Genomic DNA, 23,330 nt, shown 5'->3' on the forward strand with positions numbered 1-23,330 from the left:
GTCCCGCACCGGACCGTTGCCGGGGCGATCGAACCGTTCCGGAGCGCCCGGCGAACCGCTCGGATCACTGCGAAGAACCGCCAGTGTCCACTTCCACACCTAGGCGGCACGATCCGGCATTGCCCCACAGCCTCTCACGGCACCCCACCCCGCCGGCCACCAAAAACGGAATTGAGGCTATCGCATTGTTAAACGGCAACAGTTTTCACCGCTTTCCTACACGGAGTCGGCAAACTACACTCGATCCGTTCTTTGAAATGACCGTCCAGACCACCCCGCCAAAGGTCGCAACCGTGTAACCTTCGCAACCTTCCGCGGACGAGAATCACCCATGGGCGAACAGCTTGGTTCCCGCTACACCGACCACGATCAGGACCATGAACCCGGCCTGCAACGGGGCGATCCGTTCGCCGAACAGCAGCGCCCCACCGATGATGACGCCGATCGCGCCCAGCCCGGTCCACACCGCATAGGCGGTCCCCGCCGGAATGCCGCGCATCGCCAGCGCCAGCAGTGCCATGTTCACGAACGACAGGCCGATCGGCACCGACGACGCCAGCAGCGTCCCCTGCCCCGCCGCCCATTTCAGGCTGAGCGCCCAGATGACCTCACACACGATCGCAACCGCCAAGATGGCCCATGCCATGGCGTTTCTCCTTCAGCGGGCTCGGTAATGGGAGGGCGCGCCGGAAACCCGAAAGAGGCGCCACCCCAAAACGCGAAACGCCGCCCGGCCGGATCGGCAGGGCGGCGCACACGCGTCGGTACAGTCGATCAGTTCAGTCGATTGCCACCCAGGCCGGCGATGGTCCGGTCGATCAGCGCGCGATCGGCATCGCCCGACAGATGCGTCGAGATCAGCGCGGTCGCGGCCTTGGCGGCAGCATCGGCGGCGGTCGCGCGGACCTCGGCGATGGCGGCGCGCTCGGCGGCGGCGATCTTGTCGGTCGCCATTTTGGCCCGCCGCTGGGTCAGGTCGGCGGCATCGGTTTCGGCCTTGGCCAGCAGCCCCTGCGCTTCGGCCTCGGCATGAGCGACCATCTCAGCGGCTTGTGCCTCGATCCCGGCGATCTTCGCGGTATATTCGTCACGCAACGCCTCGGCTTCGGCACGCAGCTTGCGCGCTTCGTCGAGGCGCGTGCGGATCACCGCGATCTGCCCGTCGAGCAGCCGGCCGATCACGGCCGGTACGCCCTTCACGATCAGCACGATCAGGAACAGCAGCATCGCTGCGCTGACCCAACCGGTGCCGTCGAGGCCGAACGCGGTCGGATCGGGATGGTTGGCGGCGGTGGTGCTGCCATGCTCGCTCTCGACGGCGCTCACGCCGGTCTTGGTCAGACCTTCCTCGTGGATCGCTTCGTTCAGCGTCGGGCTGCCATGCACGGCCGGGGTCGGATTAGCCATGGAGCACCGCCTTTACCGCGCCTTGCGCGTCCTGTTCGCTGACATGAACGCCCGACACGCGGGCGACGATCGCCTGCGCCGCTTCGGCGGCGACCTGTTCGACTTCGGCCATGGCAGCGTTGCGCTGCGCGGCGATGTCGGCTTCGGCTTGGGCGACGCGGGCCTGCACATCGGCATTGGCAGCGGCCAGCCTTTCGGCGGCAGCGGCAGCGCCCGCGGCGCGTGCTTCGGCCAGCAGCTTCTGCGCAGCCTCGCGGCTCGCATTTTCACGGGTACGCCATGCGGCTTCGGTGGCATCGGCGGTGCTGCGCGCCTGATCGGCGGCGGCCAGATCGGCGGCGATGCCCTGATCGCGCTTGTCGACGGTGCCCTGAACCTTGGGCACCATGCCAAGGCCGACGACCAGAAACACGATGCCGAAGGTCAGCACCAGCCAGAAGACCTGCGACCCCCAGGTCGCGGCGAGCTGCTCGATTTGCGGCATGAAACGTCCCGTATTGTCTGGTCGACCGGACGCCATCGTCCGGCCGAAACCGGCCCATGGGGCCGGAGATCCGGCGCGGGCAACCCCGCGCCGGGCGTCACGCAGTTACGCGACGAAGATCAGCAGCACTGCAACGACGAACGCCAGCAGGCCGAGAAGTTCGGCGGCGGCGAAGCCGATGAACATGTTGCCCTGCTGGCTGGCAGCGGCCGACGGGTTGCGCAGTGCGCCCTGCAGGAACGCTGCGAAGACGTTGCCCACGCCGAGTGCCGCGAGGCCGGCACCGATGGCGGCCAGACCGGCGCCGAGGAACTTGATGGCGTCTGCTTCCATGTCGAAAACTCCCTTGGAAAAATCTATGTTTGGGTTGGGATCAGTGATGGTCGTGCAGGTGCACGGCATCGTTGATGTAGAGCGAGGTCAACAGCGCAAAGACATAGGCCTGCACGCCGGCGACCAGCATTTCGAGGGCCGACACGCCGACCATCAGCGCGAAGCTCGGCACGCTGACCAGCACGCCGATGCCTGCACCGGCGGCAGTCGAATTGATGATGAAACCCGCCAGCACCTTCAGCAGGATGTGGCCCGCGGTCATCGCGACGAACAGTCGCAGCGCGAGGCTGAACGGGCGGACCATGAACGACACGAATTCGATCGGCGCGACCAGCAGCAGCACCGGAACCGGCGTGCCCTTCGGCGCGAACAGGCTGAAGAAGCGCAGGCCGTGCTCGAACAGGCCGACGACCAGCACGATCGAGAAGCTGGCGATGGCGAGGACGCCGGTCACGGTGAAGTGGCTGGTGACGGTGAACGGGTGCAGCCCGATCAGACCGAACGGCAGCAGCCCGACGACGTTCGCGAACAGGATGAACATGAACAGCGAGAAGACATAGGGCAGATACTTGCGCCCCTCATGCCCGATATTCGCCGCCAGCAGCTTGTCGATGAAGCCGGTGAAGCCCTCGACCGCCATCTGCCAGCGACCGGGCACCTGCTGCTGCTTCATGCCGCCGATCATGAAAACGAACAACGCAACCGCCGCGACGATCATCCACAGCGCCGAATTGGTGAACGGCAGGACCGTATCGCCGAGCGGAATGTTGAAGATCGTCTGCACCTCGAACTGGTGCATCGGATCGATCTTGCCTGCCTGCGCCACGTCGCTTCGCCCCGATATGCCAAGGCGCCCAAAACGTTCAGTCCGGGCGCCGGTTCGAAATCCTGATGATGTTCCTGAACGCACTGACGATCCCGAGGGTCAGCAACACGAGCAGGAGCCAAGGCGAGGTGCCGAGCAGATAATCGAGCGTACCCCCGATCACCGCCCCCCCGACCATTCCGCCGATCAATTCGGCCAGCACGCGATTGCCGAGGCGGTAGTTCTTTTCCCCCGCTTCGTCACGCGCCTGACCGGTCCGGATCGCCTCATCCTTCTTCGCCCGATCCAGCCGCTCATCGAGCGAGGTGATCCGGGCGACTTCGGGCAAGGGGTCTAGTCCAGGCTCGTTCTCCGCCATGCTTCCTCCCTTGACCTTCAAAGGCCGGGCCGGAATCCGCCGGATGGCGAGCCCGCCAAGGCAGGCGCGCTTTAGGAAGGTGACGGTTTCGAGTCAACCACAGCGTTCGCGCCGAAACCTTTCGGGACGATGAACGGGAGGTGACGGACGCGATCCGTTTGTGAGGAGCTCGAGCGGATGCTAACCAACCGACGACCGACATGTCGGTCAGAAAGGGGGTGATTACTCTGACCCCTGAAGTCGCAACGATCATCATCGGCGCTGGCACGCTGATGGTGGCATTCACTACCCTGGTGCTTAAAATCATTGAGGTAGCCCGTTCGAAATAACGGGAGGGGGCCGGGTTCGCCCGGTCCCCGAATGCAAAGAACCCCGGTCACTGGCATGACCGGGGTTCAAGGAGGCGATACTCTGCTGAAGTCGCATGCCTGATATAACATGCGTACACTGCGGTATCAACACAGTGCTCTCACACACAGCGCGGATCACGCTCCGGCGCGCCGCTGCCGCGCGTTTCCCAGCCGCCGCCCGGCGTCTTGTACTTCTCGCCCGGCTTGGTCTGCGCGATCAGGTTGCAGCCCGAGACGAACGCGAATTGCTCGACCGTCGCGCCCGCCTGTGCGCCGCGCGTGTACGCCGCCTTGCGCTGGATATTGATGTTCGCGACCAGCGCGCGAAGCTCCGGCGTGCCGCCGCCGACCACGCCCAGATAGCCATCGGGTTGCTCGCCGACCTGACCGGCGGCACGAGCGGCCTGATAGGCGGGATCGCGCTGCGCCCATGCGGTGCCGGCAACCCCGGCGACCGCGACGATGGCGGCTGCGGCGAGACCGTATTTCACGAAAGCATGCATGGTCAGAATATCCCCGGATTGTCCTGGATCAGCGTCTTCGCTTCTCCGTCGAGACGATACACCACTTCCTGCGTGATGTTGATGTTCAAGTTGATGACGATCGGCTTGTCGGGCGCGGAGACGTTCACGCACCCGGCCGCCGCGCAGGAAGCGGCACCCATTGTCAGGAATCGCAGCATGGTCACGGTTCGCGTCATGGCACGGTCTCGCTTTCGGAAGGCTGAATGGTGGTGTCGAGCGGGGCCGGCGGCAAGCCCTGTTCGCGGCGGCGCTGTTCGGCTTGGAGCGCGGGCAGGTTGCGTTCGATCAGCCGCTTGGGATCGTAATAATTCTGCACCGAATCGATCAATTGGCGGAAGGGCGCCTTGATCCGGACGTTGAAGACGAAGGGCAGCCGCGCCAGCCGCCGAATCAGGAAATTGCTGTAGGTCCCCGTCCCCTGGCTGACCCCGGAGAAGCGGATCGCGGTCACCATCTCGCCGGCGATCGGCCCATCCATTTCGATCGTCAGGCCGCGATAGTTCATCGATTTCAGCGCCTGGAAGGCCAGATTGCCCCAGAAGCCGACATCCTCCTTCGATACTTCCCCGACATAGGACAGGTTGCCGGCACCCCGCGACTGCAGCTTACCCCCTTCGATCCGGCCGCCATTGGCATCGAAGATCATCGGCAGCACGCCGTCGAACGTGCCCGACGCGTTGAGATTGTCGAAGGCGAACTGTTGCAGGAACAGCCCGCCATCGACCCCCTTCACCCGGAACGTCATGCGCCGTTCACGATCCTCGGCGAAATCGAGGATGGTCGGTTCGAGGATCATCTCGCCACCGCCCAACGGCCAGCGTCCGCCCTCGATCTGGATCCGTTGCCCTTCGATCAGGCGATAGCGGACGACGCCGTCGGTCACGGCGATACCCGGATTGACCTCGGCGATCGTCGCCACCTGCCCAGGCGCGCTGACCAGCCCCAACAGGTCGGTGAAGCGAATCTCGCCCGACAGGCCGGTGACCGGGCCGAAGGCGGCGGCAAGGTCGGTTCCGGCGGTGCGGAACACGCCGGTGCTGGTGACACCCTCGGGACTCCACGCGATCTTGCCCCGTCCCGACACGCTGCCCTTCACGTCGGCGATGACGCCGAACGTCAGGCGCGTCAGTTCATTGGGCTGAAACGCGTCGCCAAAGGCGATGCCGGGCACATCGAGCACCGCATCGCCGCGCCCGGTGGCAAGGTCGTGGGCAATGGTCACGTCGCTGACCTTCACCCCCTTGGTCGGGTGCCTCAGCGTACCACCGGCGCGAATGGCGTTGCCGTTCAGCGTCAGTCGGAAATCGTCGCTGCGCAGCGGTTCGAACCGGGGGTCGGGTGCTGCGTCGCGGACGCCGACATCGCCGTTCAGCGACAGCACGCCACCCGCCAGTTTCCAGTCGCCCGACGCCTCCCGGATCAGCAGGGGGACGTTGCCGATCTGCCCCTCGCTCCCCTCGAAACCGCCGGCGACGACGCCATTGGCGCTGCGGCCGGTGAGCGTGCCGATATCGAAGACGCTGACCCGTTCCGGGCTGCCCAGGCGGGTCTTCACGCCGTCCAGTGCGAACGTCATGCCGGCCAATCCGAAGCGGCCACCACTCGCGGCGAGCACGAGCGGCGTGCCGCCGAGGGTGCCGCGCAATTGCGTCGCTCGGATGCCGATACCGCCGCCAACGCGACCATCGGCCAGCCTCAGCATTGCCCCGTCCTGTGGGCATAGCCGCAACCGCGTGGCATCGAGGGACAGTGCCGAAACGCGCAGCCGGTCGAAGGAGATCGGCACGCAATCGGCATTGACGGTCAGCCGTCCGCCCCCGTCCCAACGCGCATCGATCGGCACCGCCAGTCGTTCGACCCGACCATCGCCGATCGGTCCGCTCAGTTCGGCGCGTGTCTCGATCCGGGTCGCTCCGTTGCCTGCCGTGCGGAACCGGACGGGTGCAAGCGCCAGCCGGGCGTCGCCGGCCGCATAAGTCTGCACCATCGCTGTGCCGGTCACCGGCGCACCGGGTCCGGCATGCGACAGGCGGATGCTCGCGACCGGCAGCCCGCCCCCGCCCATCGCCAGCGTACCGTTCAGCGTCACGCCCTTGCCCGATACCCAGCGGACCGGCCCGTCGCGCAGCGTGACGCGGGCACCATTGGCGGCGATGAACGTCATCCGGTCGATCCGGGCGGCGAGCGGGCGGGCGGCGACGTGGGCGGACAGGTCGAAACGGCGCACCGCCTGCCCCGCCGCCCGGGACGCCGCGCGCAGCAGCGGCGCGACCGGAAGGCCGTCGGCGGCGGTACCCGATGCTTCGATTTGCGCGACCATCGGGTCGGCGAGCCTCGCGCCACGCGCGCCGATCCACCCTTCGAAGGCGGGAACGCCGCCGACCTGATAGCGGCCGGCGATCGACAGGCCGGCACCGTCCAGTTGCGGCAGGTCGAATGCGCCCGACGCCAGGTCGAGCGTCCCGTGCGTGCCCTGTGCCGTGCCGTCGAAGCCGACCTTGCCCGCAAGATCGGCGACGCGGGTCTGCGGCGCGGCGACCGCCGCCGCCGCGACGTCGGCCTGGCCCTGCCAGCGGTCGAGGGCCGGGGCGAGCTTCGCGTCGAGGCGGATGACCGGCGAATCCAGCCGGACATCGCCGCAGGCCGCCTGCCGCGCACGGACGGGGCCGGTCAGCGACGGTCCGGTCGCGGTGGTGCGGAGCGATACGTTCAGTGCCAGACGGTCGATGCCGCAGCCGTTCAGCGACAGGCGTTCGGACACCGCCGCCAACCGCCCGACAAAGCCGTTGGCGAGATTGCCGCGGCCGGCCAGCTTCGCACCGACGAGGCCATAGGGGGTGGCAAGACGGATGCGACCGTCATCGACCGCGACGTCAAAATCGGGGAGCGCGAAGGGTTTGCCCGAGGGCGGCGGGAGCAGGCGATCGATCTGTCCGAACGAGACCGTACCATCGGGCCGCAGCGTCGCGCGCAGGCGTGCCTGTCCGACCCGTGCGCCGGTGACCTGTGCGCCGTTCAGATCAACCCTGGTATCGATCTCCACCCAGTCGGCAACGAGGTCGGGTGCCTTGGGATCGCCAAGGACGACGTCGACCAGACGCTGCCGCCCGAAGCCGATTTCGGCGACGCGGTAGCGGGCGGTGACGCCGCGGCGTTCGAGTTCGCGACGGACGATATCGTCGGCGATCGAGCGCCGCTGCGTCCACAGCAGGGCCGCCAGCGCGAGGACGAGGAGGCAGACGACCAGCAGCACCCGCACGAAGCGACGCCGCCTGCGACCGGCGCGACGCGGCGACGCTTCGGCCTGCTCCGCCCGATCGTCGTCAACGCCCAGACCACCCACTCCGCTGTTTCGCCCCGTTCGTCGCGGTTCGGCCCGCCGGGGTCAAGCGCGAGAGGCGCGAAACGGTTCCGGCTGCGCAACGGAAGTTGGCGAAGGTTACACGTAGCGAATGCCCCGATTTGACCCTACAGCATATGGACCATATACGGTTCGTATCGCGCGTCAGGAGGATGGACAACCATGGGAATCGTGAAGATCGACGACGAATTGCACGCCGAAGTTCGCAGGGCGAGCGCGGTGATGTGCCGGTCGATCAATGCGCAGGCCGAATTCTGGATGAAGATCGGGATGTTGGCCGAAGCGAACCCGACGCTGCCTTTTACCGATATCGTCCGTGCCGAGCTGGCCGCCGTGCAGACCCTGCCGGTCGACGCGATCGCCGCCTGACATGGTCAAGACCCCGGACGAACTGGCGCTGATGCGGATTTCGGGCAAGCTGCTGGCCCGCGTGTTCGAAATGCTCGACGACACCGACCTTGCCGGCATGTCGACGCTGGCGATCAACGATCTGGTCGAGCGGTTCATCACCCACGACCTTGCCGCGCGCCCCGCGAGCAAGGGGCAGTACGGCTTCAAGTTCGTGCTGAACTGCTCGATCAATCAGGTCGTGTGCCACGGCGTGCCCGATGCCGACACGATCGTGCGCGACGGCGATATCATCAACCTCGACATCACGCTGGAAAAGAACGGGTACATCGCCGATTCGAGCAAGACCTATCTGGTCGGCACGGTCGCGCCCGCCGCGCGGCGGCTGGTGAAGGTCGCGCAGGAAGCGATGTGGCAGGGCATCCGGCAGGTGAAGCCCGGCGCGCATCTGGGCGATATCGGCTTTGCGATCGAACGCCATGCCAAGAAGAACGGATATTCGGTGGTCCGCGAATATTGCGGCCACGGCATCGGTCGCGAGATGCACGAAGCCCCAGAAGTGATGAATTTCGGCAAGCCGGGCAAGGGCGTGCGGCTGCGCGAGGGCATGACCTTCACCATCGAACCTATGGTCAATCAGGGCACGCGCCGGGTCGAAACCGGGGACGATGGCTGGACCGTCGTGACCGGCGACGGAAAACTGTCGGCGCAGTTCGAGCATACCGTCGCGGTGACCGCGGACGGGGTCGAGGTGCTGACGTTGCGGCAGGACGAGATGGGCGTTTGAAGCTTTCCGTTCGTGCTGAGTAGCCATTTCGACGTCGCTCAATGGCTACTCAGGACGAACGGGTCGGGGTCCAAACGAGACTTTCGTCATCCCCGCCGTGGCAAGGGGTGAGCGTTACCCCCTCGCCCGCCCCTGCCCGATCGGCTACGACGCCCGCATGAACACCCCGCCCGAAACCGATGGCACCGGACACCGCGCGCGGCTGCGCGGGCGGTTGCTGGAGCATGGCGGGGAAGCGCTGCTCGATCATGAACTGATCGAATATCTGCTGACGCTGGCCATTCCCCGGCGTGATACCAAGCCGCTGGCCAAGACGTTGTTGCACGAATTCGGCGGGATCGGCGGGTTGCTGTCGGCCGATCCGGCGGCGCTGGGCAAGGTCGCGGGCATGGGCGACACCGCCGTCGCCGCGATCCGCATCGCGCAGTGCGCGGCGACGCGGATGTTGCAGGCGCAGGTGTTGGCGCGCCCGGTGTTGTCGAACTGGCAGGCGCTGCTCGATTATCTCCATGCCGACATGGCGCATCAGGCGGTCGAGCGGATCCGGGTGCTGCACCTGAATACCCGTAACCTGTTGATCCGCGACGAACTGGTCGCCGAGGGGACGCTGGACGAAGCGCCCCTCTATACCCGCGAGGTGATCCACCGCGCGCTCGATCTGGGGTCGGCGGCGCTGATCCTCGTCCACAACCACCCGAGCGGCGATCATAGCCCCAGTCGCGCCGACATCGACCTGACGCGGCAGATCGCGGCGGCGGGCAAGCCGCTGGGCATCACCGTCCACGACCACCTCATCATCGGCGCGAAGGGGCATACCAGCCTGCGCGCACAGGGAATGTTATGACGCTATCTAACAAGCAGAAGATGATCGCCGGCGACCTGTATGACGCGGGCGATCCCGAACTGGTCGCCGATTGCGCGGCGGCGGGACGGTGGATGGAGCGGTATAACGCGACGCTGGCGATGGACCCGGCCGAGCGGCTGGCGATCCTGCGCGACGGGTTGGGAGCGGTCGGCGACGGCGTCAACATCCGCCCGCCCTTCCACATCGATTACGGGTACAACATCACCCTTGGCGACGGGGTGTTCCTGAACTTCGGCTGCGTCATCCTCGACGTATGTGCGGTGACGATCGGCGCGAAGACGCAGATCGGGCCGGGCGTGCAGATCCTGACCGCCGACCATCCGCGCGATCCGGCGGTGCGGGCGCAGATGCTGGAATATGGGCAGCCGATCGTGATCGGGGCGAATGTGTGGATCGGCGGCGGTGCGCTGTTGCTGCCGGGGATCACGGTCGGCGACGATGCGATCATCGGTGCCGGATCGGTGGTTACGCGCGATGTACCGGCCGGGGCGACGGTGGCGGGGAATCCGGCGCGGGTTCGGTAGCCGTCTGCATAGAAAGAAGAAGTTGGTTCGCACAGAGGCGCGGAGGCGCGGAGGGGTTGCGCACCGGGCGGACGGCCCGCATTCGGGAGACCTTATCGCGCGCTGCCGCGAAAGATGCAGCCGCTGACGCGGATACCGTCTTGACAGACGCAACCCCTCCGCGCCTCCGCGTGAACCATTTCTTTCTTCTTCCTGCCGGTGGCGGGGGTTGCCGCAGAAGAAGCGGGACCCCGGATCAAGTCCGGGGTGACGTTCGGGATTGGGAAGGCGGTGCGCCCGCCAACACGAAGAAAACCGCCGGGATCGCTCCCGGCGGTCGTATCGATATCGGCGTTGGCAGGACGTCAGGCGCTCTGGCTCAGGAAACTGGTCAGTTCGGCCTTGGATACCGCCTTCGACTTGTCCTTGTCGGCCTGTGCGAAAGCCTGTTTGACCCACGTCTTCACCGCCGGCTTTTCGGCAGTCACGCCGGGTTCGCTCGCCGAGCGCAGGGCGACCATCCATTCGCCGAACTGCTTTTCGGTCAACTGGCCCTTCCCGTCCTTGTCATATTTCGGGAATTCGGCCTCGACGATCTGCGCGATCTGCGCGCCGCTGGCGGGCTGTCCCGCTTCGGCGGTGGTCTGCGCGGTCTGCGTCGCCGGATCGGCCGGGGTCGCCTGCGTTGCCGATGCGGCGGGGTCGGCCGCAGTCGCGGCCGGATCAGCGGGTACCGTCTGCGCAGTCGGAGCAGTCGTTTGCGCCGGTGCTGCATCCTGTGCAAATGCCGGGGTCGACACCAGGACGGCGCTGGCGAGAAGAATACGCTTCATCATCGAATTTTTCCTTTCGGATTGCTTCGGCCTTTCATCCAGCTAGCTCGAACATCGTTCGAACGACTGTGCGATGATGAAACGTATCTAGGTCGTTTCGGGTTCGATTGAAGCCCCTTTTGTGGCTCGTCTATCGCAGGACAGGCTCGATTCATCCCCGACTTGTTGCTAGGGCGCGGCAAACCGTTCGCCCGTTTTGAAAGGCCCGCCGATGATTCCGCGCTATTCCCGCCCCGAAATGACCGCTTTGTGGGAGCCCCAGTCGCGATTCCGTATCTGGTTCGAGATCGAGGCGCATGCCACCGACGCGCTGGCCGAACTGGGCGTGGTGCCGAAACAGGCCGCCGAGAAGATCTGGGCGATGAACGACGCCGATTTCGACGTCGCGCGGATCGACGCGATCGAGGCGGAGACGAAGCACGACGTCATCGCGTTCCTGACGCATGTGTCGGAGCGGACCGGACCGGAAGCGCGCTTCCTGCATCAGGGCATGACCAGCTCGGACGTGCTCGACACCTGCCTCGCCGTCCAGTTGGCGCGGGCGTCGGACATCCTGCTCGCCGATCTCGACAAGCTGCTGGCGGTGATCGAGCGGCGCGCGCGCGAGCACAAGCTGACCCCGACGATCGGGCGCAGTCATGGCATCCATGCCGAGCCGGTGACGTTCGGGCTGAAGCTGGCACAGGCCTATGCCGAGTTCGATCGCTGCCGCACCCGGTTGCGCAATGCGCGGGCGGAAGTGGCGACCTGCGCGATTTCGGGCGCGGTCGGCACGTTCGCCAACATCGATCCGCGCGTCGAGGAACATGTCGCGCAGAAGATGGGGCTGAGCGTCGAGCCGGTATCGACGCAGGTCATCCCGCGCGACCGCCATGCGATGTATTTCGCGACGCTGGGCGTGATCGCCGGATCGATCGAGCGGCTGGCCACCGAAATCCGCCATTTGCAGCGTACCGAAGTGCTGGAGGCGGAGGAATATTTCTCGCCGGGGCAGAAGGGTTCGTCGGCGATGCCGCACAAGCGCAACCCGGTGCTGACCGAAAACCTGACCGGCCTGGCCCGCATGGTGCGCGGCTATGTGACGCCGGCGCTGGAGAATGTCGCGCTGTGGCATGAGCGCGACATCTCGCACTCGTCGGTCGAACGCTATATCGGCCCCGACGCGACGATCACGCTCGACTTCGCGCTCGCCCGCCTGACCGGCGTGATCGACAAGCTGGTCGTCTATCCAGCGCGGATGGAGAAGAACCTGAACAAGATGGGCGGCCTCGTCCATTCGCAGCGGGTGCTGCTGGCGCTGACGCAGGCGGGGGCCAGCCGCGAGGATTCGTATCGCTGGGTCCAGCGTAACGCGATGAAGGTGTGGGAATCGGACGGCGAATTGTCGCTGCTCGAACTGCTGAAGGCCGATCCCGACGTCGCTGCAGCGCTGTCGGTCGAGGAGATCGAGAGCCGGTTCGATCTCGGTTACCATTACAAGCATGTCGATACGATTTTTGCCCGGGTGTTCGGCGAGGCGTGATTGTGCGCGCCCCGCCGGGCATTGGTCCGGCGGGGTGGATGGGATCGCGCGGGTCGTTGCGAGCGAGATGATCCCGCCGCCGACGGATCGCGTGTTGCCGCTATAGCGTCGTCGGGTTCGGGTGCGCCGCGGCGATACCACCGGACATTCGCGCGCCCTCGGCGGAGCAGGCTACCGGTCGCTCCATATAGACGGCATCCGCGCCGAACCCCGCCGCGCCGCCGGGGGCGGCGATGAAGCCCTGTCGTGCCCAATAGGCGTCGGCCCCGCCGACCGCGATCAGCGCGAGCACCGGGATGGCGCGGCGCGTGGCAATGTCGTCGAGGATCGGGAGCAGGCGTTCGACCGCCCGGGTGCCGCGTGCGGCCGGGGCGACGACGACATCGTGCAGATACCAGCAATCGGCGCTGGGCGGCAGGTTGCCCAGCAGCGTGTGCATCGCCGGCGGCGCGAGGCGGTGCCACGGGTGGCTGATGCAGTGGCCGACGAGCGCGTCGTCGTCGGCAAGGACCCAGCAGCCCGCGGCGCTCAGCGCGATGCGTTCGGCGTAGAGGTCGGCCGCCTCGCCATAGTCGCCCAGTTCGGCACGGGCGAGCGCGGCGATGCGCGGCGCGTCGTCGGCGCGGGCGGGACGCCATTGGACGGTCATGGCAGCTTCATTCCTCGATAGCGATCGACATTCATCCCACGCGTCATCCCGGCGCGGGCCGGGACCGATGGACGGCGGAGCGCCCGCCTACCGGCCGCGAACACCCGGCACAATGGATTCCCGCCCGCGCCGGGGTGCCGAACCGGTCGGCGTTGCGCCCTACCCGCCGAGCGCGGTCTTCAGGCGGCTGAAGAAACCGCTCGATTCGGGGCATTCGTCGCCGGTCTCGGTCTCGCGGAAGGCCTCGAGCAGTTCCTTTTGCCGGTTCGACAGGCGGGTCGGGGTTTCCACCTCGATATGGATGACCATGTCGCCATGGCCGCGCCCCTGCAACACCGGCATGCCGGCACCCCGCTGGCGCAGTTCCTTGCCCGACTGGATGCCCGCCGGGATGCGGATGCTGTGCTTCTGCCCGTCGAGACCGGGAATCTCGATCGATCCGCCCAGTGCCGCCGTCGTGAAGCTGATCGGCGCGCGTGCGTGGAGCGCGGTCCCTTCGCGTTCGAACAGCGCGTGGCGCTTGACGTGAAGGAAGATGTAGAGATCGCCGGCCGGCGCACCGCGTGCCCCCGCCTCGCCCTCACCGGTCAGGCGGATGCGGGTGCCTTCATCGACGCCGGGGGGTACGTTGACCTCCAGCGTCTTGGTCTGGTCGACCCGCCCCTCGCCGTTACAGACCGGGCACGGATCGGCAATCACCTGTCCCGCGCCGTGGCAGGTCGGGCAGGCGCGCTCGACGACGAAAAAGCCCTGTTGCGCCCGCACCTTGCCATGGCCCGCACAGGTCTGGCACGCCCGCGCCTTGGTGCCCGGCGACGCGCCGCTGCCGCCGCACGGGGCGCAGCTGGTCGAGACGTCGACGGTGATCTGCGTGTTCTTGCCGTGGAACGCCTCTTCGAGCGTGACTTCCATGTCGTAGCGCAGGTCGGCACCGCGCCGGGGGCCGGCGCGACCGCCCTGCCGCCCGCCGCCCATGAATTCGCCGAACACGCTTTCGAAGATGTCGGAAAAGCCGTTGAAATCCTGCGCGCCGCCACCGGCACCGCCCGCCCCCTGGCGGAACGCGGCATGGCCGTAGCGGTCGTACGCCGCACGCTTCTGCGGGTCTTTCAGGCAGTCATAGGCTTCGTTGATCGCCTTGAACTTCGCCTCGGAATCCTTGCAGCCGGCATTCTTGTCCGGGTGATATTTGATCGCGAGCTTGCGGTAAGACGATTTGATCGTCTGCGCATCGGCGGTCCGCTCGCACTGGAGCAGTTCGTAGAAATCGACTTCGGTGGTCATTCGGGAACCCCAAAAGCCCTCTCCCCTTCAGGGGAGAGGGTTGGGAGAGGGGCCGTCACGACGAAGCCCCCTCTCCCCGGCCCTCTCCCCTGAAGGGGAGAGGGAGTAGTGGTTTACGCCTTGCGGCTGTCGTCGACTTCCGAGAATTCGGCGTCGACGACGTCGTCGTCGGCCTTCTTCTCCTGCGCGGTGTCGGCAGCGGGCGAGGCTTCGGCCTGCTGCTGCTTTTCGTAGATCGCCTGACCCAGCTTCATCGCAACCTGCGCCAGCGCCTGGCTCTTTTCGGTCATGCGGTCGCTGTCACCGCTTTCGACCGCTGCCTTGGTCTCGGCGACCGCGGCTTCGATCTCCGACTTCAGCGACGCGTCGACCTTGTCGCCGTTATCGGCCAGCTGACGCTCGGTGGTGTGGATCAGCGATTCCGCGTTGTTGCGGGCTTCGGCCGAGGCGCGACGCTTCTTGTCCTCTTCCGCGAACTGTTCGGCGTCCCGCACCATCTGGTCGATGTCGTTGTCCGACAGACCACCCGATGCCTGGATGCGGATCTGCTGTTCCTTGCCGGTGCCCTTGTCCTTGGCCGACACGTTGACGATGCCGTTGGCGTCGATGTCGAACGTGACCTCGATCTGCGGCACGCCGCGTGGCGCGGGCGGTATGCCGACCAGATCGAACTGGCCGAGCATCTTGTTGTCCTGCGCCATTTCGCGCTCGCCCTGGAACACGCGGATCGTCACCGCACCCTGATTGTCGTCGGCGGTCGAATAGACCTGCGACTTCTTGGTCGGGATGGTGGTGTTGCGGTCGATCATGCGGGTCATGATGCCGCCCAGCGTCTCGATGCCCAGCGACAGCGGGGTCACGTCGAGCAGCAGCACGTCCTTCACGTCGCCCTGCAGCACGCCCGCCTGAATCGCGGCACCGATCGCCACGACTTCGTCGGGGTTCACGCCGGTGTGCGGTTCCTTGCCGAAGAACTGCTTCACGACTTCGCGGACGCGCGGCATGCGCGTCATACCGCCGACCAGCACGACCTCATCGATCGCGCTCGCCTGCACGCCGGCATCGGCCAGCGCCTTCTTGCACGGCTCGAGCGTGCGCTTCACCAGATCCTCGACCAGACGTTCGAGGTCGGCACGGGTGATCGACTTGACGAGGTGCTTCGGACCAGTCGCGTCCGCCGTGATGAACGGCAGGTTGACTTCGGTCGTCTGCGCCGAGGACAGCTCGATCTTCGCCTTTTCAGCGGCTTCCTTGAGCCGCTGGAGCGCCAGCTTGTCCTTGGTCAGATCGATGCCTTCGATCTTCTTGAACTCGTCGGCGAGGAACTGCACGATCTTCGCGTCGAAATCTTCGCCGCCGAGGAAGGTGTCGCCGTTGGTCGCCTTCACCTCGAACACACCGTCGCCGATCTCGAGGACCGAGATGTCGAAGGTGCCGCCGCCAAGGTCATAGACCGCGATGGTCTTGTTATTGTCCTTGTCGAGGCCGTAGGCGAGCGCCGCCGCCGTCGGTTCGTTGATGATGCGCAGGACTTCAAGACCGGCGATCTTGCCGGCGTCCTTGGTCGCCTGACGCTGAGCATCGTTGAAGTAGGCCGGCACGGTGATGACCGCCTGCGTCACGGTTTCGCCGAGATACGACTCCGCCGTTTCCTTCATCTTCTGCAGGATGAACGCGCTGATCTGCGACGGCGAATATTCCTCGCCGCCCGCCTTCACCCACGCATCGCCGTTCGGCCCGCGCGCGATGGTGTAGGGAACCAGTTCGGTGTCCTTCTTGGTGACCGGATCGTCGAAGCGGCGGCCGATCAGGCGCTTCACCGCGAAGATCGTGTTGTCGCCGTTCGTCACTGCCTGACGCTTGGCCGGCTGGCCGATCAGACGCTCGCCATCCTTGGCGAAAGCGACGATCGACGGCGTGGTCCGTGCGCCTTCGGCGTTCTCGATGACCTTGGGGCTACCGCCCTCCATCACCGCGACGCAGCTGTTCGTCGTGCCCAGATCGATACCGATAACTTTAGCCATGGTCCCTCATTGGCCCCCGGGTTGAAATAATGTCTGGCCCGACCGGCACGGGGAGGTGCCAAGCGGGTCGTTCCGGAGGCGGATATAGGCAGGGTTCGGCTTGCCGCAAGATTATGCGCGGCATAGGGAACCGCAACGGGACAGGAGCGTGGACGTGAAGACACAGTGGGCGGGGACGTTGGTCGCGGCGTTGATGCTGTCGGGGTGTCAGAAGGGTCCGAGCGTCGACGACGCCTGGGTGCGCCTGCCCGCGGTCCCGGGACGGCCGGCGGCAGGCTATGCGACGGTGCGTGGCGGGTCCGGGAACGACGTGCTGACCAGCGTCGCCAGCCCGGCGGTCCAGCGGGCCGAACTGCACGAGAGCATGGCGAGCCATGGCGGCATGATGGCGATGCGTGCGCTCGACAAGGTCAAGGTCGAAGGGTCCATCGGCTTCAGCCCCGGCGGGAAGCATATCATGCTGTTCGGCCTGTCGCCCGATCTGCGCGCGGGGGGCACCATCCCGATGACCTTCGGGTTCGAGGATGGTTCGAAGGTGACGGTCGATGTAAAACTGGTGGCCGCGGGCGATCCAGAGCCGTGATGAAACGCCCCCTCACCGCTTTCGAAATCGAGCTTGCCCGTACGATGTTCGGCGAGGAGATCGCCTATGATCGGGCGCGGGTGGCGAATGCCAAATGGGCGTTCTTTCAGCCGAAACAGGTCGCGATGGCGCCGACCGGCTGCATCCATTTCCATCCGGGCGGCACGCTCTACCGCAACGATTTCGCAAGCGCCGGTCGCGATCTGGCGGCATTGTTCCTGCACGAGATGATGCATATTCATCAGACCCAGCATCGCGGGCGATACTGGCTGCCGCTGATGCGGCATCCGCTGTGCACCTATCGCTATGCCATCGTGCCGGGAAAGCCGTTCGCGGCATACGGGATCGAGCAGCAGGCGGAGATCGTCCGCCACGCCTTTCTGCTCCGGCAGGGGATGGCGGTGAAGGACAAGCCGCCGCTGGAGGTATATGAGGCGCTGTTGCCGTTCGGGCGGTGATGGCTATCCGTGCGGCAACAGCCACATGACGCGCCGGGTCGAATAGGACTCCACCGGATTGCCCGCGGCGTCGAGCGCGGGGCGGCTGTAGCGACCGCGCCGGAGAATGGCACCGCAGGCAGCCTTGTCAAGATCGTTCGATCCAGAAGATTGCAGGATTTTGCAGTCGGTCACGCGGCCGGCGGTCGAAATCGTCCATGCGATGACCACCATGCCCTGTTCGTGCTTCATCAGCGCCGATGCAGGATAATCGTCCTGCGTGATCCATTCGGCCGGACTATTGCTCGTGGCCCGGGTAACGACGGCTGCCAGATTCTTGGGATCATAGCCCAGCTGCACCATCAAATTGACCTCGCACTTCTCCAGCGCGGCCAGCAGCGGCTTGTTCAGGGCCAGCGCCACGGAGATGACCGGCCCGCTTTTCGGACGCACGGTAAAGGTCGGGGCATCGACCAGACCTTCGAATGCGGCGCGGCTGATATAATAGGTCAGCACGGCTCTGTCGCCGTCCGGAAAATAGACGCGGGTTCCGGGCTGCTTCTTGTCGAAGGTACGTCCGGGTGCCTCCAATGCCAGATTGAGCGATCCTTCCTTGCCCAGTTGCGCGCGGGTGCCGAGGATCACCGATTGCAGTTCATCGCTGAAAGGCGTTGGCTTGAACGCGACGATCACCGGATGCGCGGGGTCGCCATATCCGCGACTGACGACACACATCTTCTCGGCATATTCGACGGTCCAGCGGCTGGCCGGTGCCAGTGGCGGCCGCGTCGCGCTTCCCGTTCCAATCAACAGCGCAGCCGCCAACAACAGTCGCATCGCATCCTCCCACATCCCCGTCGCGAGGCTGACAGCGCCACCGCCAATTCGCAAGCATCGGTGCGTTCGGAACCGCATCCCTCCGCAAATGGTTGGCTGCGCGAAACGATTCGAAAGGCTTGCGTGCGATGACCACCCGCTACGGCGCCACGATCCTTGCCCGGCTGGGCTTTGCGGCGCGGGGCATCGTCTATTGTCTCGTCGGGTGGTTCGCGGTCGATGCGGCGCTGCGCGGCGGCAAGGTCGGCGACAATCAGGGCGCGATCGCCAGTCTGGCCGACGAGCCGTTCGGCGAATGGATCTTGGCGGTGATGGCGGCGGGGCTTGCCGGCTATGCGCTGTGGCGGCTGGCCGAGGCGATCACCGATCCCGAGGCGCAGGGCACGACCGCCAAGGGCGCGTTCAAGCGCGCCGGCCATGCCGTCAGCGGCATCGCCCATCTCATCCTCGCCTGGACCGCCGCGAAACTGGCGGTCCAGGCCAGCGATGCCGGTGGCCGGGTCGGGAGCGAGGAAAGCACCCACGACTGGACCGCATGGCTGCTCGACCAGCCGATGGGGCGGGTGCTGGTGGCGCTGGTAGCCGCCGGGCTGCTCGGCGCGGCGTTGCAGCAGGCGAAGAAGGCGTGGGACGGCAGCTTCGCGCGCGAGTTGGGGCGCGATACGCCGGTGCCCGGCCATGTCTGCACCATCGGCCGCATCGGCTATGGCGCGCGCGGATTGGTCTTCGCGCTGATCGCCCTGTTTTTCGTCACCGCGGCATGGGCCGCCGATGCCGACGAGGCCGGCGGCATGGCCCATGCGCTGGCGACGCTGCAAGGCCAGACCGGCGGGCGGTGGCTGCTGACCGCGACCGGTCTCGGCTTCGTCGCCTTCGGGATCTACAGCTTCGTGGAAGCGCGCTGGCGGCGGATTTCGGTCGATCTGCCGGCATGACCGGGGATGAGATGCAGGCGCGGTGGCTCGCCCTGACGCGGCGGGAACTGCCGGGGCTGGCGGCAACACGCGGCTGGCCGGTGCAGGCCGATCATTGTTTCCAGCGCATCCTGCTCGACAATGCGTTCGGCGGCGTGTGGTATGATCATGTCTACGCGCGTCCGGCCTATATCCATGCCGATCCGGCGGCGCTGGCGCGCGCGGTCGCGCTGGGCGAGGCGGCGATCGCCGGCACGGTCGATCTGGCCGAGCTGAACCGCCGCTCGCTCGACTGGCGTGGCAAGGCCCCCTCGAAACCGGCCAGCGGCACCCCCATGTCATCCGCTGGCAATTCCACAAGAACGAAGATAGAACGGACCGCATGAGCCTGACCCATATCTCCGTCCGCGGTGCGCGGGAGCATAACCTCAAGGGTGTCGATATCGACATTCCGCGCGATACGCTGACGGTCATCACCGGCCTGTCGGGTTCGGGCAAATCGTCGCTCGCCTTCGACACGATCTATGCCGAGGGGCAGCGGCGGTACGTTGAGTCGCTGTCGGCCTATGCGCGCCAGTTCCTCGAACTGATGCAGAAGCCCAACGTCGAACATATCGAGGGGCTATCGCCGGCGATTTCGATCGAGCAGAAGACGACCAGCCGCAATCCGCGATCGACGGTCGCGACGGTCACCGAAATCTACGATTACATGCGGTTGCTGTGGGCGCGGGTCGGCGTGCCCTATTCCCCTGCCACCGGCCTGCCGATCAGTGCGCAGACGGTCAGCCAGATGGTCGACCGGGTGCTGGCGCTGCGCGAAGGCACGCGGCTGCTGCTGCTTGCGCCGGTCGTGCGCGGGCGCAAGGGCGAGTATCGCAAGGAACTGGCCGAATGGCAGAAGGCCGGGTTCCAGCGGGTGCGGGTCAATGGCGAGGTCCATCTGATCGAGGATGCGCCTGCGCTCGACAAGAAGTTCAAGCATGACATCGAGGTCGTGGTCGACCGGCTGGTCGTGAACCCTGATGCGGCGACCCGGCTGGCCGAGAGTTTCGAGACCGCGTTGAAGCTGGCCGATGGCCTCGCCTATGTCGATCTGCTGGAAACGACGGTGGCGGAGGCGCAGCCGGGCAACCCGCCGATCGCCAGCGAACAGGGCGACCGCGCGACCGAGGCCGCACCGCAGACCGGCAAGCTGAAAGGCGCCGGCATCCCCGACAACCGCATCGTCTTTTCCGAGAAATTCGCCTGTCCGGTCAGCGGCTTCACGATCAGCGAGATCGAGCCGCGCCTGTTCAGCTTCAACGCGCCACAAGGGGCCTGCCCGGCGTGCGACGGCCTTGGCGAGCGGCTGGAGTTCGACGAGGACCTGATCGTCCCGAACCACGAACTGTCGATCAAGAAGGGCGCGGTGGTGCCGTGGGCGAAGTCCAACCCGCCCTCCCCCTATTATATGCAGGTGCTGGGGTCGCTGGCGAAGGCGTACGACTTCTCGCTCGACACCGGGTGGAAGGATCTGCCCGAGGAAGCGCAGCGCGTGATCCTGCACGGCACCGCCGGCAAGCCGGTGACGCTGACCTTCATCGACGGCAAGAAGGCGTATGACGTCAAGAAGCCGTTCGAAGGCGTGCTCGGCAACCTCAACCGGCGGATGCTGTCGACCGAAAGCGCGTGGATGCGCGAGGAACTGGCCAAATATCAGGCGTCGCAGCCGTGCGAGACCTGCCACGGCGCGCGCTTGAAGCCCGAGGCACTGGCGGTGAAGATCGCGATGCAGGACATCGCCTATGCCACGCATTTGTCGGTGGTCGATGCGCTGTGGTTCTTCCAGTCGCTGCCGGAGCATTTCAACGACCAGCAAAAGGCGATCGCTCAGTCGATCCTGAAGGAGATCGTCGAGCGGCTCGGCTTCCTCAACAATGTCGGGCTGGATTATCTGAACCTCGACCGGACCAGTGGCACGCTGTCGGGTGGCGAGAGCCAGCGGATCCGGCTGGCGTCGCAGATCGGCAGCGGGCTGTCGGGCGTGCTGTATGTGCTCGACGAACCGTCGATCGGGCTGCACCAGCGCGACAACGACATGCTGCTGGCGACGCTGCGCCGGCTGCGCGACCTCGGCAACACCGTGCTGGTGGTCGAGCATGACGAGGATGCGATCCGCACCGCCGATTACGTCATCGACATGGGGCCGGGCGCGGGCGTTCATGGTGGCGAGGTCGTCGCCAAGGGGACGCTGAAACAGCTGCTGAAGTCGAAGGGGTCGATCACCGCCGATTACCTGAACGGTACCCGCGCGGTGCCGCTGCCGGAAAAGCGGCGCAAGGGCAACGGCAAGAAGCTGACGGTGCACAACGCCACCGCCAACAACCTGACCGGCGTCACCGCGTCGCTGCCGCTCGGCACCTTCACCTGCATCACCGGCGTGTCGGGATCGGGCAAGTCGAGCTTTACCATCGACACGCTCTATGCCGCCGCCGCGCGCACGCTGAACGGGGCGCGGATCGTGCAGGGCAAGCATGACAAGATCACCGGGCTGCAACATCTCGACAAGGTGATCGACATCGACCAGTCGCCGATCGGCCGCACCCCGCGGTCGAACCCGGCGACCTACACCGGGGCGTTCACGCAGATCCGCGACTGGTTCGCGGGGCTGCCCGAGGCGCAGGCGCGGGGCTACAAGCCCGGCAGGTTCAGCTTCAACGTGAAAGGCGGCCGGTGCGAGGCGTGCCAGGGCGACGGCGTGCTGAAGATCGAGATGCACTTCCTGCCCGACGTTTATGTGACGTGCGACGTGTGCCATGGCGCACGTTATAATCGCGAGACGCTGGAGGTGAAGTTCAAGGGGATGAGCATCGCCGACGTGCTCGACATGACGGTCGAGGACGCGGTCGAGTTCTTCAAGGCAGTGCCGCCGATCCGCGACAAGATGGCGATGCTGGCCGAGGTCGGCCTTGGGTACGTCAAGGTCGGGCAGCAGGCGACGACGCTGTCGGGCGGCGAGGCGCAGCGGGTGAAGCTGGCCAAGGAACTGGCACGCCGCGCGACGGGCAATACGCTGTATATCCTCGACGAACCGACCACCGGCCTGCATTTCGAGGACGTCCGCAAGCTGCTGGAAGTGCTGCATCAGCTGGTCGAGCAGGGCAATACGGTCGTGGTGATCGAGCATAATCTCGACGTCATCAAGACCGCCGACTGGATTTTAGACATGGGCCCCGAAGGCGGCGTCAAGGGCGGCCGCGTGGTCGCCGAAGGCACGCCGGAAAAGGTCGCAGCGGTCGAGGGCAGCTTCACGGGCAAGTATCTCAAGCCGTTGCTCGATCCGGCACGGGCACAGGCGGCGGAGTGACCCTGTGGCGCGCCCCGTTTGAGGCGGCGCTACGGATGTTTGCCGCCGTCAGTGAAGCGTTGTGGGGAACGGGCCGGCCCCGCCCGATCCTGGTCGGCAGGGCGGCCGTCGAATATTGGTCGGGCAGCGCGGTTTCGACCGGCGATTTCGACGTTTGTTCGCGGGTGCAGCCCGAATTTGAAGCGGTCTTGCGTGACCATGGTTTCGTGCGTCCCAGCGGTGCGGGCATGGCGACGCGCGGATGGATGCACCCGGGGCTGAGCCTGGGGTTCGAAGTCGTCGGCAGTACGCCCCTTGACGGTCTGGTGGATCGTGATCGCATCCACCTGATCGAAAATCTCACGCCGGGAGCTAACTTTGCCATTCTCGGTATCGAGGACCTGATCGCCGATCGCATGGGCCAATATGCGTCCGGCACTGCCGCCAACCGTATCGATCAGGCGCGGTTGCTGTTCGGCCTTCATTCGGGCCTCGATCTCGATTATCTTGAGCGACGGATACGCGAAGAAAGCTCGGGCGATTATGGTGTCGACGATTTGTGATCCCGAACGGGAAGCATGGCCTAGCCCTCGTATCGATCATGCGGCTTTTGCGGCGCGCCTGATCGAGCGCCGTGCCGCGCTCGGCAATCCCGAACTGCCGCGCAATGCCGGTGACAACCGGACCGAAAGCAAGCGCGCGTTGCTGGCCGCGATCGAAGCGGCGGGCGGGCGCTGGTAAAGCCTTCGGTACAGAGAAAACGTACGGAACAACCT

The 23,330-nt window shown here is 66.0% G+C and carries 26 protein-coding genes; 12 read left to right on the forward strand and 14 right to left on the reverse strand.

Annotated elements, in window-relative coordinates; translation table 11 throughout:
• Window positions 1-325: 325 nt before the first annotated feature.
• The 9 genes from ASE70_RS14645 to ASE70_RS14685 all read right to left on the reverse strand — a co-directional run bounded on the left by ASE70_RS14645 (window position 326) and on the right by ASE70_RS14685 (window position 7,625).
• Entirely contained in the window at window positions 326-646 is a 321-nt protein-coding gene (locus ASE70_RS14645) for a DMT family transporter (protein ID WP_056506278.1), read from the reverse strand.
• 128 nt (window positions 647-774) lie between these two features.
• Window positions 775-1,407, reverse strand: a complete 633-nt coding sequence (locus tag ASE70_RS14650; protein ID WP_056506281.1) for a F0F1 ATP synthase subunit B family protein — start codon at window positions 1,405-1,407, stop codon at window positions 775-777.
• A complete protein-coding gene (locus ASE70_RS14655; protein WP_056395251.1) occupies window positions 1,400-1,891 on the reverse strand; it encodes a F0F1 ATP synthase subunit B family protein in 492 nt (163 codons plus the stop codon). Before ASE70_RS14655 ends, ASE70_RS14650 begins: the two co-directional genes overlap by 8 nt.
• 105 nt (window positions 1,892-1,996) lie before the next feature.
• Complete coding sequence (locus ASE70_RS14660; protein WP_055998526.1) at window positions 1,997-2,224, reverse strand: F0F1 ATP synthase subunit C; 228 nt, start codon at window positions 2,222-2,224, stop codon at window positions 1,997-1,999.
• A 40-nt stretch (window positions 2,225-2,264) separates the two neighbouring features.
• Window positions 2,265-3,050: a F0F1 ATP synthase subunit A gene (locus ASE70_RS14665; protein ID WP_056506284.1), complete on the reverse strand. Its 786-nt coding sequence runs from the start codon at window positions 3,048-3,050 to the stop codon at window positions 2,265-2,267.
• 37 nt (window positions 3,051-3,087) lie between these two features.
• Entirely contained in the window at window positions 3,088-3,408 is a 321-nt protein-coding gene (locus ASE70_RS14670; RefSeq protein ID WP_056506286.1) for an AtpZ/AtpI family protein, read from the reverse strand.
• Between the two features lie 469 nt (window positions 3,409-3,877).
• The gene (locus ASE70_RS14675) at window positions 3,878-4,261 is read right to left on the reverse strand and encodes a YdbL family protein (RefSeq protein WP_056395244.1); all 384 of its coding nucleotides are present in this window, start codon (window positions 4,259-4,261) and stop codon (window positions 3,878-3,880) included.
• A gap of 2 nt (window positions 4,262-4,263) precedes the next feature.
• Window positions 4,264-4,458, reverse strand: a complete 195-nt coding sequence (locus ASE70_RS14680; RefSeq protein ID WP_056395242.1) for a YnbE family lipoprotein — start codon at window positions 4,456-4,458, stop codon at window positions 4,264-4,266.
• Window positions 4,455-7,625, reverse strand: coding sequence for a YdbH domain-containing protein (locus ASE70_RS14685; RefSeq protein ID WP_235519974.1), 3,171 nt, complete (start codon window positions 7,623-7,625; stop codon window positions 4,455-4,457). Before ASE70_RS14685 ends, ASE70_RS14680 begins: the two co-directional genes overlap by 4 nt.
• A 180-nt stretch (window positions 7,626-7,805) precedes the next feature.
• Between ASE70_RS14685 and ASE70_RS14690 the strand changes: the two genes are divergently transcribed.
• The 4 genes from ASE70_RS14690 (at window position 7,806) to ASE70_RS14705 (ending at window position 10,167) form a co-directional block, all read left to right on the forward strand.
• Window positions 7,806-8,012: a ParD-like family protein gene (locus ASE70_RS14690; RefSeq protein WP_056506289.1), complete on the forward strand. Its 207-nt coding sequence runs from the start codon at window positions 7,806-7,808 to the stop codon at window positions 8,010-8,012.
• A gap of 1 nt (window position 8,013) precedes the next feature.
• Window positions 8,014-8,778, forward strand: a complete 765-nt coding sequence (gene map / locus ASE70_RS14695) for a type I methionyl aminopeptidase (RefSeq protein ID WP_056506293.1) — start codon at window positions 8,014-8,016, stop codon at window positions 8,776-8,778.
• 157 nt (window positions 8,779-8,935) lie between these two features.
• Window positions 8,936-9,622: a RadC family protein gene (radC, locus tag ASE70_RS14700; protein WP_056395236.1), complete on the forward strand. Its 687-nt coding sequence runs from the start codon at window positions 8,936-8,938 to the stop codon at window positions 9,620-9,622.
• Entirely contained in the window at window positions 9,619-10,167 is a 549-nt protein-coding gene (locus tag ASE70_RS14705; protein ID WP_056506297.1) for a sugar O-acetyltransferase, read from the forward strand. Before radC ends, ASE70_RS14705 begins: the two co-directional genes overlap by 4 nt.
• Window positions 10,168-10,511: 344 nt before the next feature.
• Here ASE70_RS14705 and ASE70_RS14710 read toward each other — a convergent pair whose 3' ends face one another.
• Window positions 10,512-10,979 (reverse strand): EF-hand domain-containing protein, encoded by a 468-nt coding sequence (locus ASE70_RS14710; RefSeq protein ID WP_235519975.1) that lies wholly within the window; start codon window positions 10,977-10,979, stop codon window positions 10,512-10,514.
• 211 nt (window positions 10,980-11,190) lie between these two features.
• On the opposite strand from ASE70_RS14710, the gene purB reads away from it, so the two are divergent.
• Complete coding sequence (gene purB / locus ASE70_RS14715) at window positions 11,191-12,501, forward strand: adenylosuccinate lyase (protein WP_056506303.1); 1,311 nt, start codon at window positions 11,191-11,193, stop codon at window positions 12,499-12,501.
• Window positions 12,502-12,601: 100 nt separating this feature from the next.
• On the opposite strand, the gene ASE70_RS14720 is transcribed toward purB, so the two are convergent.
• The 3 genes from ASE70_RS14720 to dnaK all read right to left on the reverse strand — a co-directional run bounded on the left by ASE70_RS14720 (window position 12,602) and on the right by dnaK (window position 16,458).
• A complete protein-coding gene (locus ASE70_RS14720) occupies window positions 12,602-13,150 on the reverse strand; it encodes a GNAT family N-acetyltransferase (protein ID WP_056506306.1) in 549 nt (182 codons plus the stop codon).
• Between the two features lie 159 nt (window positions 13,151-13,309).
• The gene (gene dnaJ, locus ASE70_RS14725; protein ID WP_056506310.1) at window positions 13,310-14,434 is read right to left on the reverse strand and encodes a molecular chaperone DnaJ; all 1,125 of its coding nucleotides are present in this window, start codon (window positions 14,432-14,434) and stop codon (window positions 13,310-13,312) included.
• 113 nt (window positions 14,435-14,547) lie between these two features.
• A complete protein-coding gene (dnaK, locus tag ASE70_RS14730) occupies window positions 14,548-16,458 on the reverse strand; it encodes a molecular chaperone DnaK (protein ID WP_056004574.1) in 1,911 nt (636 codons plus the stop codon).
• A gap of 154 nt (window positions 16,459-16,612) precedes the next feature.
• On the opposite strand from dnaK, the gene ASE70_RS14735 reads away from it, so the two are divergent.
• Window positions 16,613-17,041, forward strand: a complete 429-nt coding sequence (locus ASE70_RS14735) for a copper chaperone PCu(A)C (protein ID WP_156356288.1) — start codon at window positions 16,613-16,615, stop codon at window positions 17,039-17,041.
• Window positions 17,038-17,499, forward strand: coding sequence for a vgr related protein (locus ASE70_RS14740; protein ID WP_156356289.1), 462 nt, complete (start codon window positions 17,038-17,040; stop codon window positions 17,497-17,499). The genes ASE70_RS14735 and ASE70_RS14740 overlap by 4 nt, the downstream gene beginning before the upstream one ends.
• Window positions 17,500-17,502: 3 nt before the next feature.
• Here ASE70_RS14740 and ASE70_RS20775 read toward each other — a convergent pair whose 3' ends face one another.
• On the reverse strand, window positions 17,503-18,315 hold the full coding sequence (locus ASE70_RS20775; protein WP_235519976.1) for an energy transducer TonB: 813 nt from the start codon (window positions 18,313-18,315) through the stop codon (window positions 17,503-17,505).
• Between the two features lie 128 nt (window positions 18,316-18,443).
• Between ASE70_RS20775 and ASE70_RS14750 the strand changes: the two genes are divergently transcribed.
• From ASE70_RS14750 to ASE70_RS14770, 5 genes are all read left to right on the forward strand, one after another.
• Window positions 18,444-19,250: a DUF1206 domain-containing protein gene (locus ASE70_RS14750; RefSeq protein WP_056506320.1), complete on the forward strand. Its 807-nt coding sequence runs from the start codon at window positions 18,444-18,446 to the stop codon at window positions 19,248-19,250.
• Entirely contained in the window at window positions 19,247-19,615 is a 369-nt protein-coding gene (locus ASE70_RS14755; RefSeq protein WP_200925653.1) for a GCN5-related N-acetyltransferase, read from the forward strand. The genes ASE70_RS14750 and ASE70_RS14755 overlap by 4 nt, the downstream gene beginning before the upstream one ends.
• On the forward strand, window positions 19,612-22,575 hold the full coding sequence (uvrA, locus tag ASE70_RS14760) for an excinuclease ABC subunit UvrA (protein WP_056506325.1): 2,964 nt from the start codon (window positions 19,612-19,614) through the stop codon (window positions 22,573-22,575). Before ASE70_RS14755 ends, uvrA begins: the two co-directional genes overlap by 4 nt.
• A 227-nt stretch (window positions 22,576-22,802) precedes the next feature.
• A complete protein-coding gene (locus tag ASE70_RS21020; protein WP_327196838.1) occupies window positions 22,803-23,117 on the forward strand; it encodes a hypothetical protein in 315 nt (104 codons plus the stop codon).
• Window positions 23,101-23,295, forward strand: a complete 195-nt coding sequence (locus tag ASE70_RS14770) for a hypothetical protein (RefSeq protein ID WP_443024896.1) — start codon at window positions 23,101-23,103, stop codon at window positions 23,293-23,295. Before ASE70_RS21020 ends, ASE70_RS14770 begins: the two co-directional genes overlap by 17 nt.
• Window positions 23,296-23,330: the final 35 nt, after the last annotated feature.

It is taken from the genome of Sphingomonas sp. Leaf22 (assembly GCF_001421715.1).
GTDB lineage: Bacteria > Pseudomonadota > Alphaproteobacteria > Sphingomonadales > Sphingomonadaceae > Sphingomonas.

Bases quoted from the DNA above. Each gene is read 5' to 3' on its own strand.
- ASE70_RS14720 (WP_056506306.1), bottom strand. From the start codon at position 13,150: ATGACCGTCCAATGGCGTCCCGCCCGCGCCGACGACGCGCCGCGCATC.
- ASE70_RS14645 (WP_056506278.1), bottom strand. From the start codon at position 646: ATGGCATGGGCCATCTTGGCGGTTGCGATCGTGTGTGAGGTCATCTGG.
- map (WP_056506293.1), top strand. From the start codon at position 8,014: ATGGTCAAGACCCCGGACGAACTGGCGCTGATGCGGATTTCGGGCAAG.
- ASE70_RS14660 (WP_055998526.1), bottom strand. From the start codon at position 2,224: ATGGAAGCAGACGCCATCAAGTTCCTCGGCGCCGGTCTGGCCGCCATC.
- dnaK (WP_056004574.1), bottom strand. From the start codon at position 16,458: ATGGCTAAAGTTATCGGTATCGATCTGGGCACGACGAACAGCTGCGTC.
- purB (WP_056506303.1), top strand. From the start codon at position 11,191: ATGATTCCGCGCTATTCCCGCCCCGAAATGACCGCTTTGTGGGAGCCC.
- ASE70_RS14680 (WP_056395242.1), bottom strand. From the start codon at position 4,458: ATGACGCGAACCGTGACCATGCTGCGATTCCTGACAATGGGTGCCGCT.
- ASE70_RS14670 (WP_056506286.1), bottom strand. From the start codon at position 3,408: ATGGCGGAGAACGAGCCTGGACTAGACCCCTTGCCCGAAGTCGCCCGG.
- ASE70_RS14650 (WP_056506281.1), bottom strand. From the start codon at position 1,407: ATGGCTAATCCGACCCCGGCCGTGCATGGCAGCCCGACGCTGAACGAA.
- ASE70_RS21020 (WP_327196838.1), top strand. From the start codon at position 22,803: ATGGCGACGCGCGGATGGATGCACCCGGGGCTGAGCCTGGGGTTCGAA.
- dnaJ (WP_056506310.1), bottom strand. From the start codon at position 14,434: ATGACCACCGAAGTCGATTTCTACGAACTGCTCCAGTGCGAGCGGACC.
- ASE70_RS14705 (WP_056506297.1), top strand. From the start codon at position 9,619: ATGACGCTATCTAACAAGCAGAAGATGATCGCCGGCGACCTGTATGAC.
- radC (WP_056395236.1), top strand. From the start codon at position 8,936: ATGAACACCCCGCCCGAAACCGATGGCACCGGACACCGCGCGCGGCTG.
- ASE70_RS14710 (WP_235519975.1), bottom strand. From the start codon at position 10,979: ATGAAGCGTATTCTTCTCGCCAGCGCCGTCCTGGTGTCGACCCCGGCA.
- ASE70_RS14750 (WP_056506320.1), top strand. From the start codon at position 18,444: ATGACCACCCGCTACGGCGCCACGATCCTTGCCCGGCTGGGCTTTGCG.
- ASE70_RS14755 (WP_200925653.1), top strand. From the start codon at position 19,247: ATGACCGGGGATGAGATGCAGGCGCGGTGGCTCGCCCTGACGCGGCGG.
- ASE70_RS14675 (WP_056395244.1), bottom strand. From the start codon at position 4,261: ATGCATGCTTTCGTGAAATACGGTCTCGCCGCAGCCGCCATCGTCGCG.
- ASE70_RS20775 (WP_235519976.1), bottom strand. From the start codon at position 18,315: ATGCGACTGTTGTTGGCGGCTGCGCTGTTGATTGGAACGGGAAGCGCG.
- uvrA (WP_056506325.1), top strand. From the start codon at position 19,612: ATGAGCCTGACCCATATCTCCGTCCGCGGTGCGCGGGAGCATAACCTC.
- ASE70_RS14655 (WP_056395251.1), bottom strand. From the start codon at position 1,891: ATGCCGCAAATCGAGCAGCTCGCCGCGACCTGGGGGTCGCAGGTCTTC.
- ASE70_RS14690 (WP_056506289.1), top strand. From the start codon at position 7,806: ATGGGAATCGTGAAGATCGACGACGAATTGCACGCCGAAGTTCGCAGG.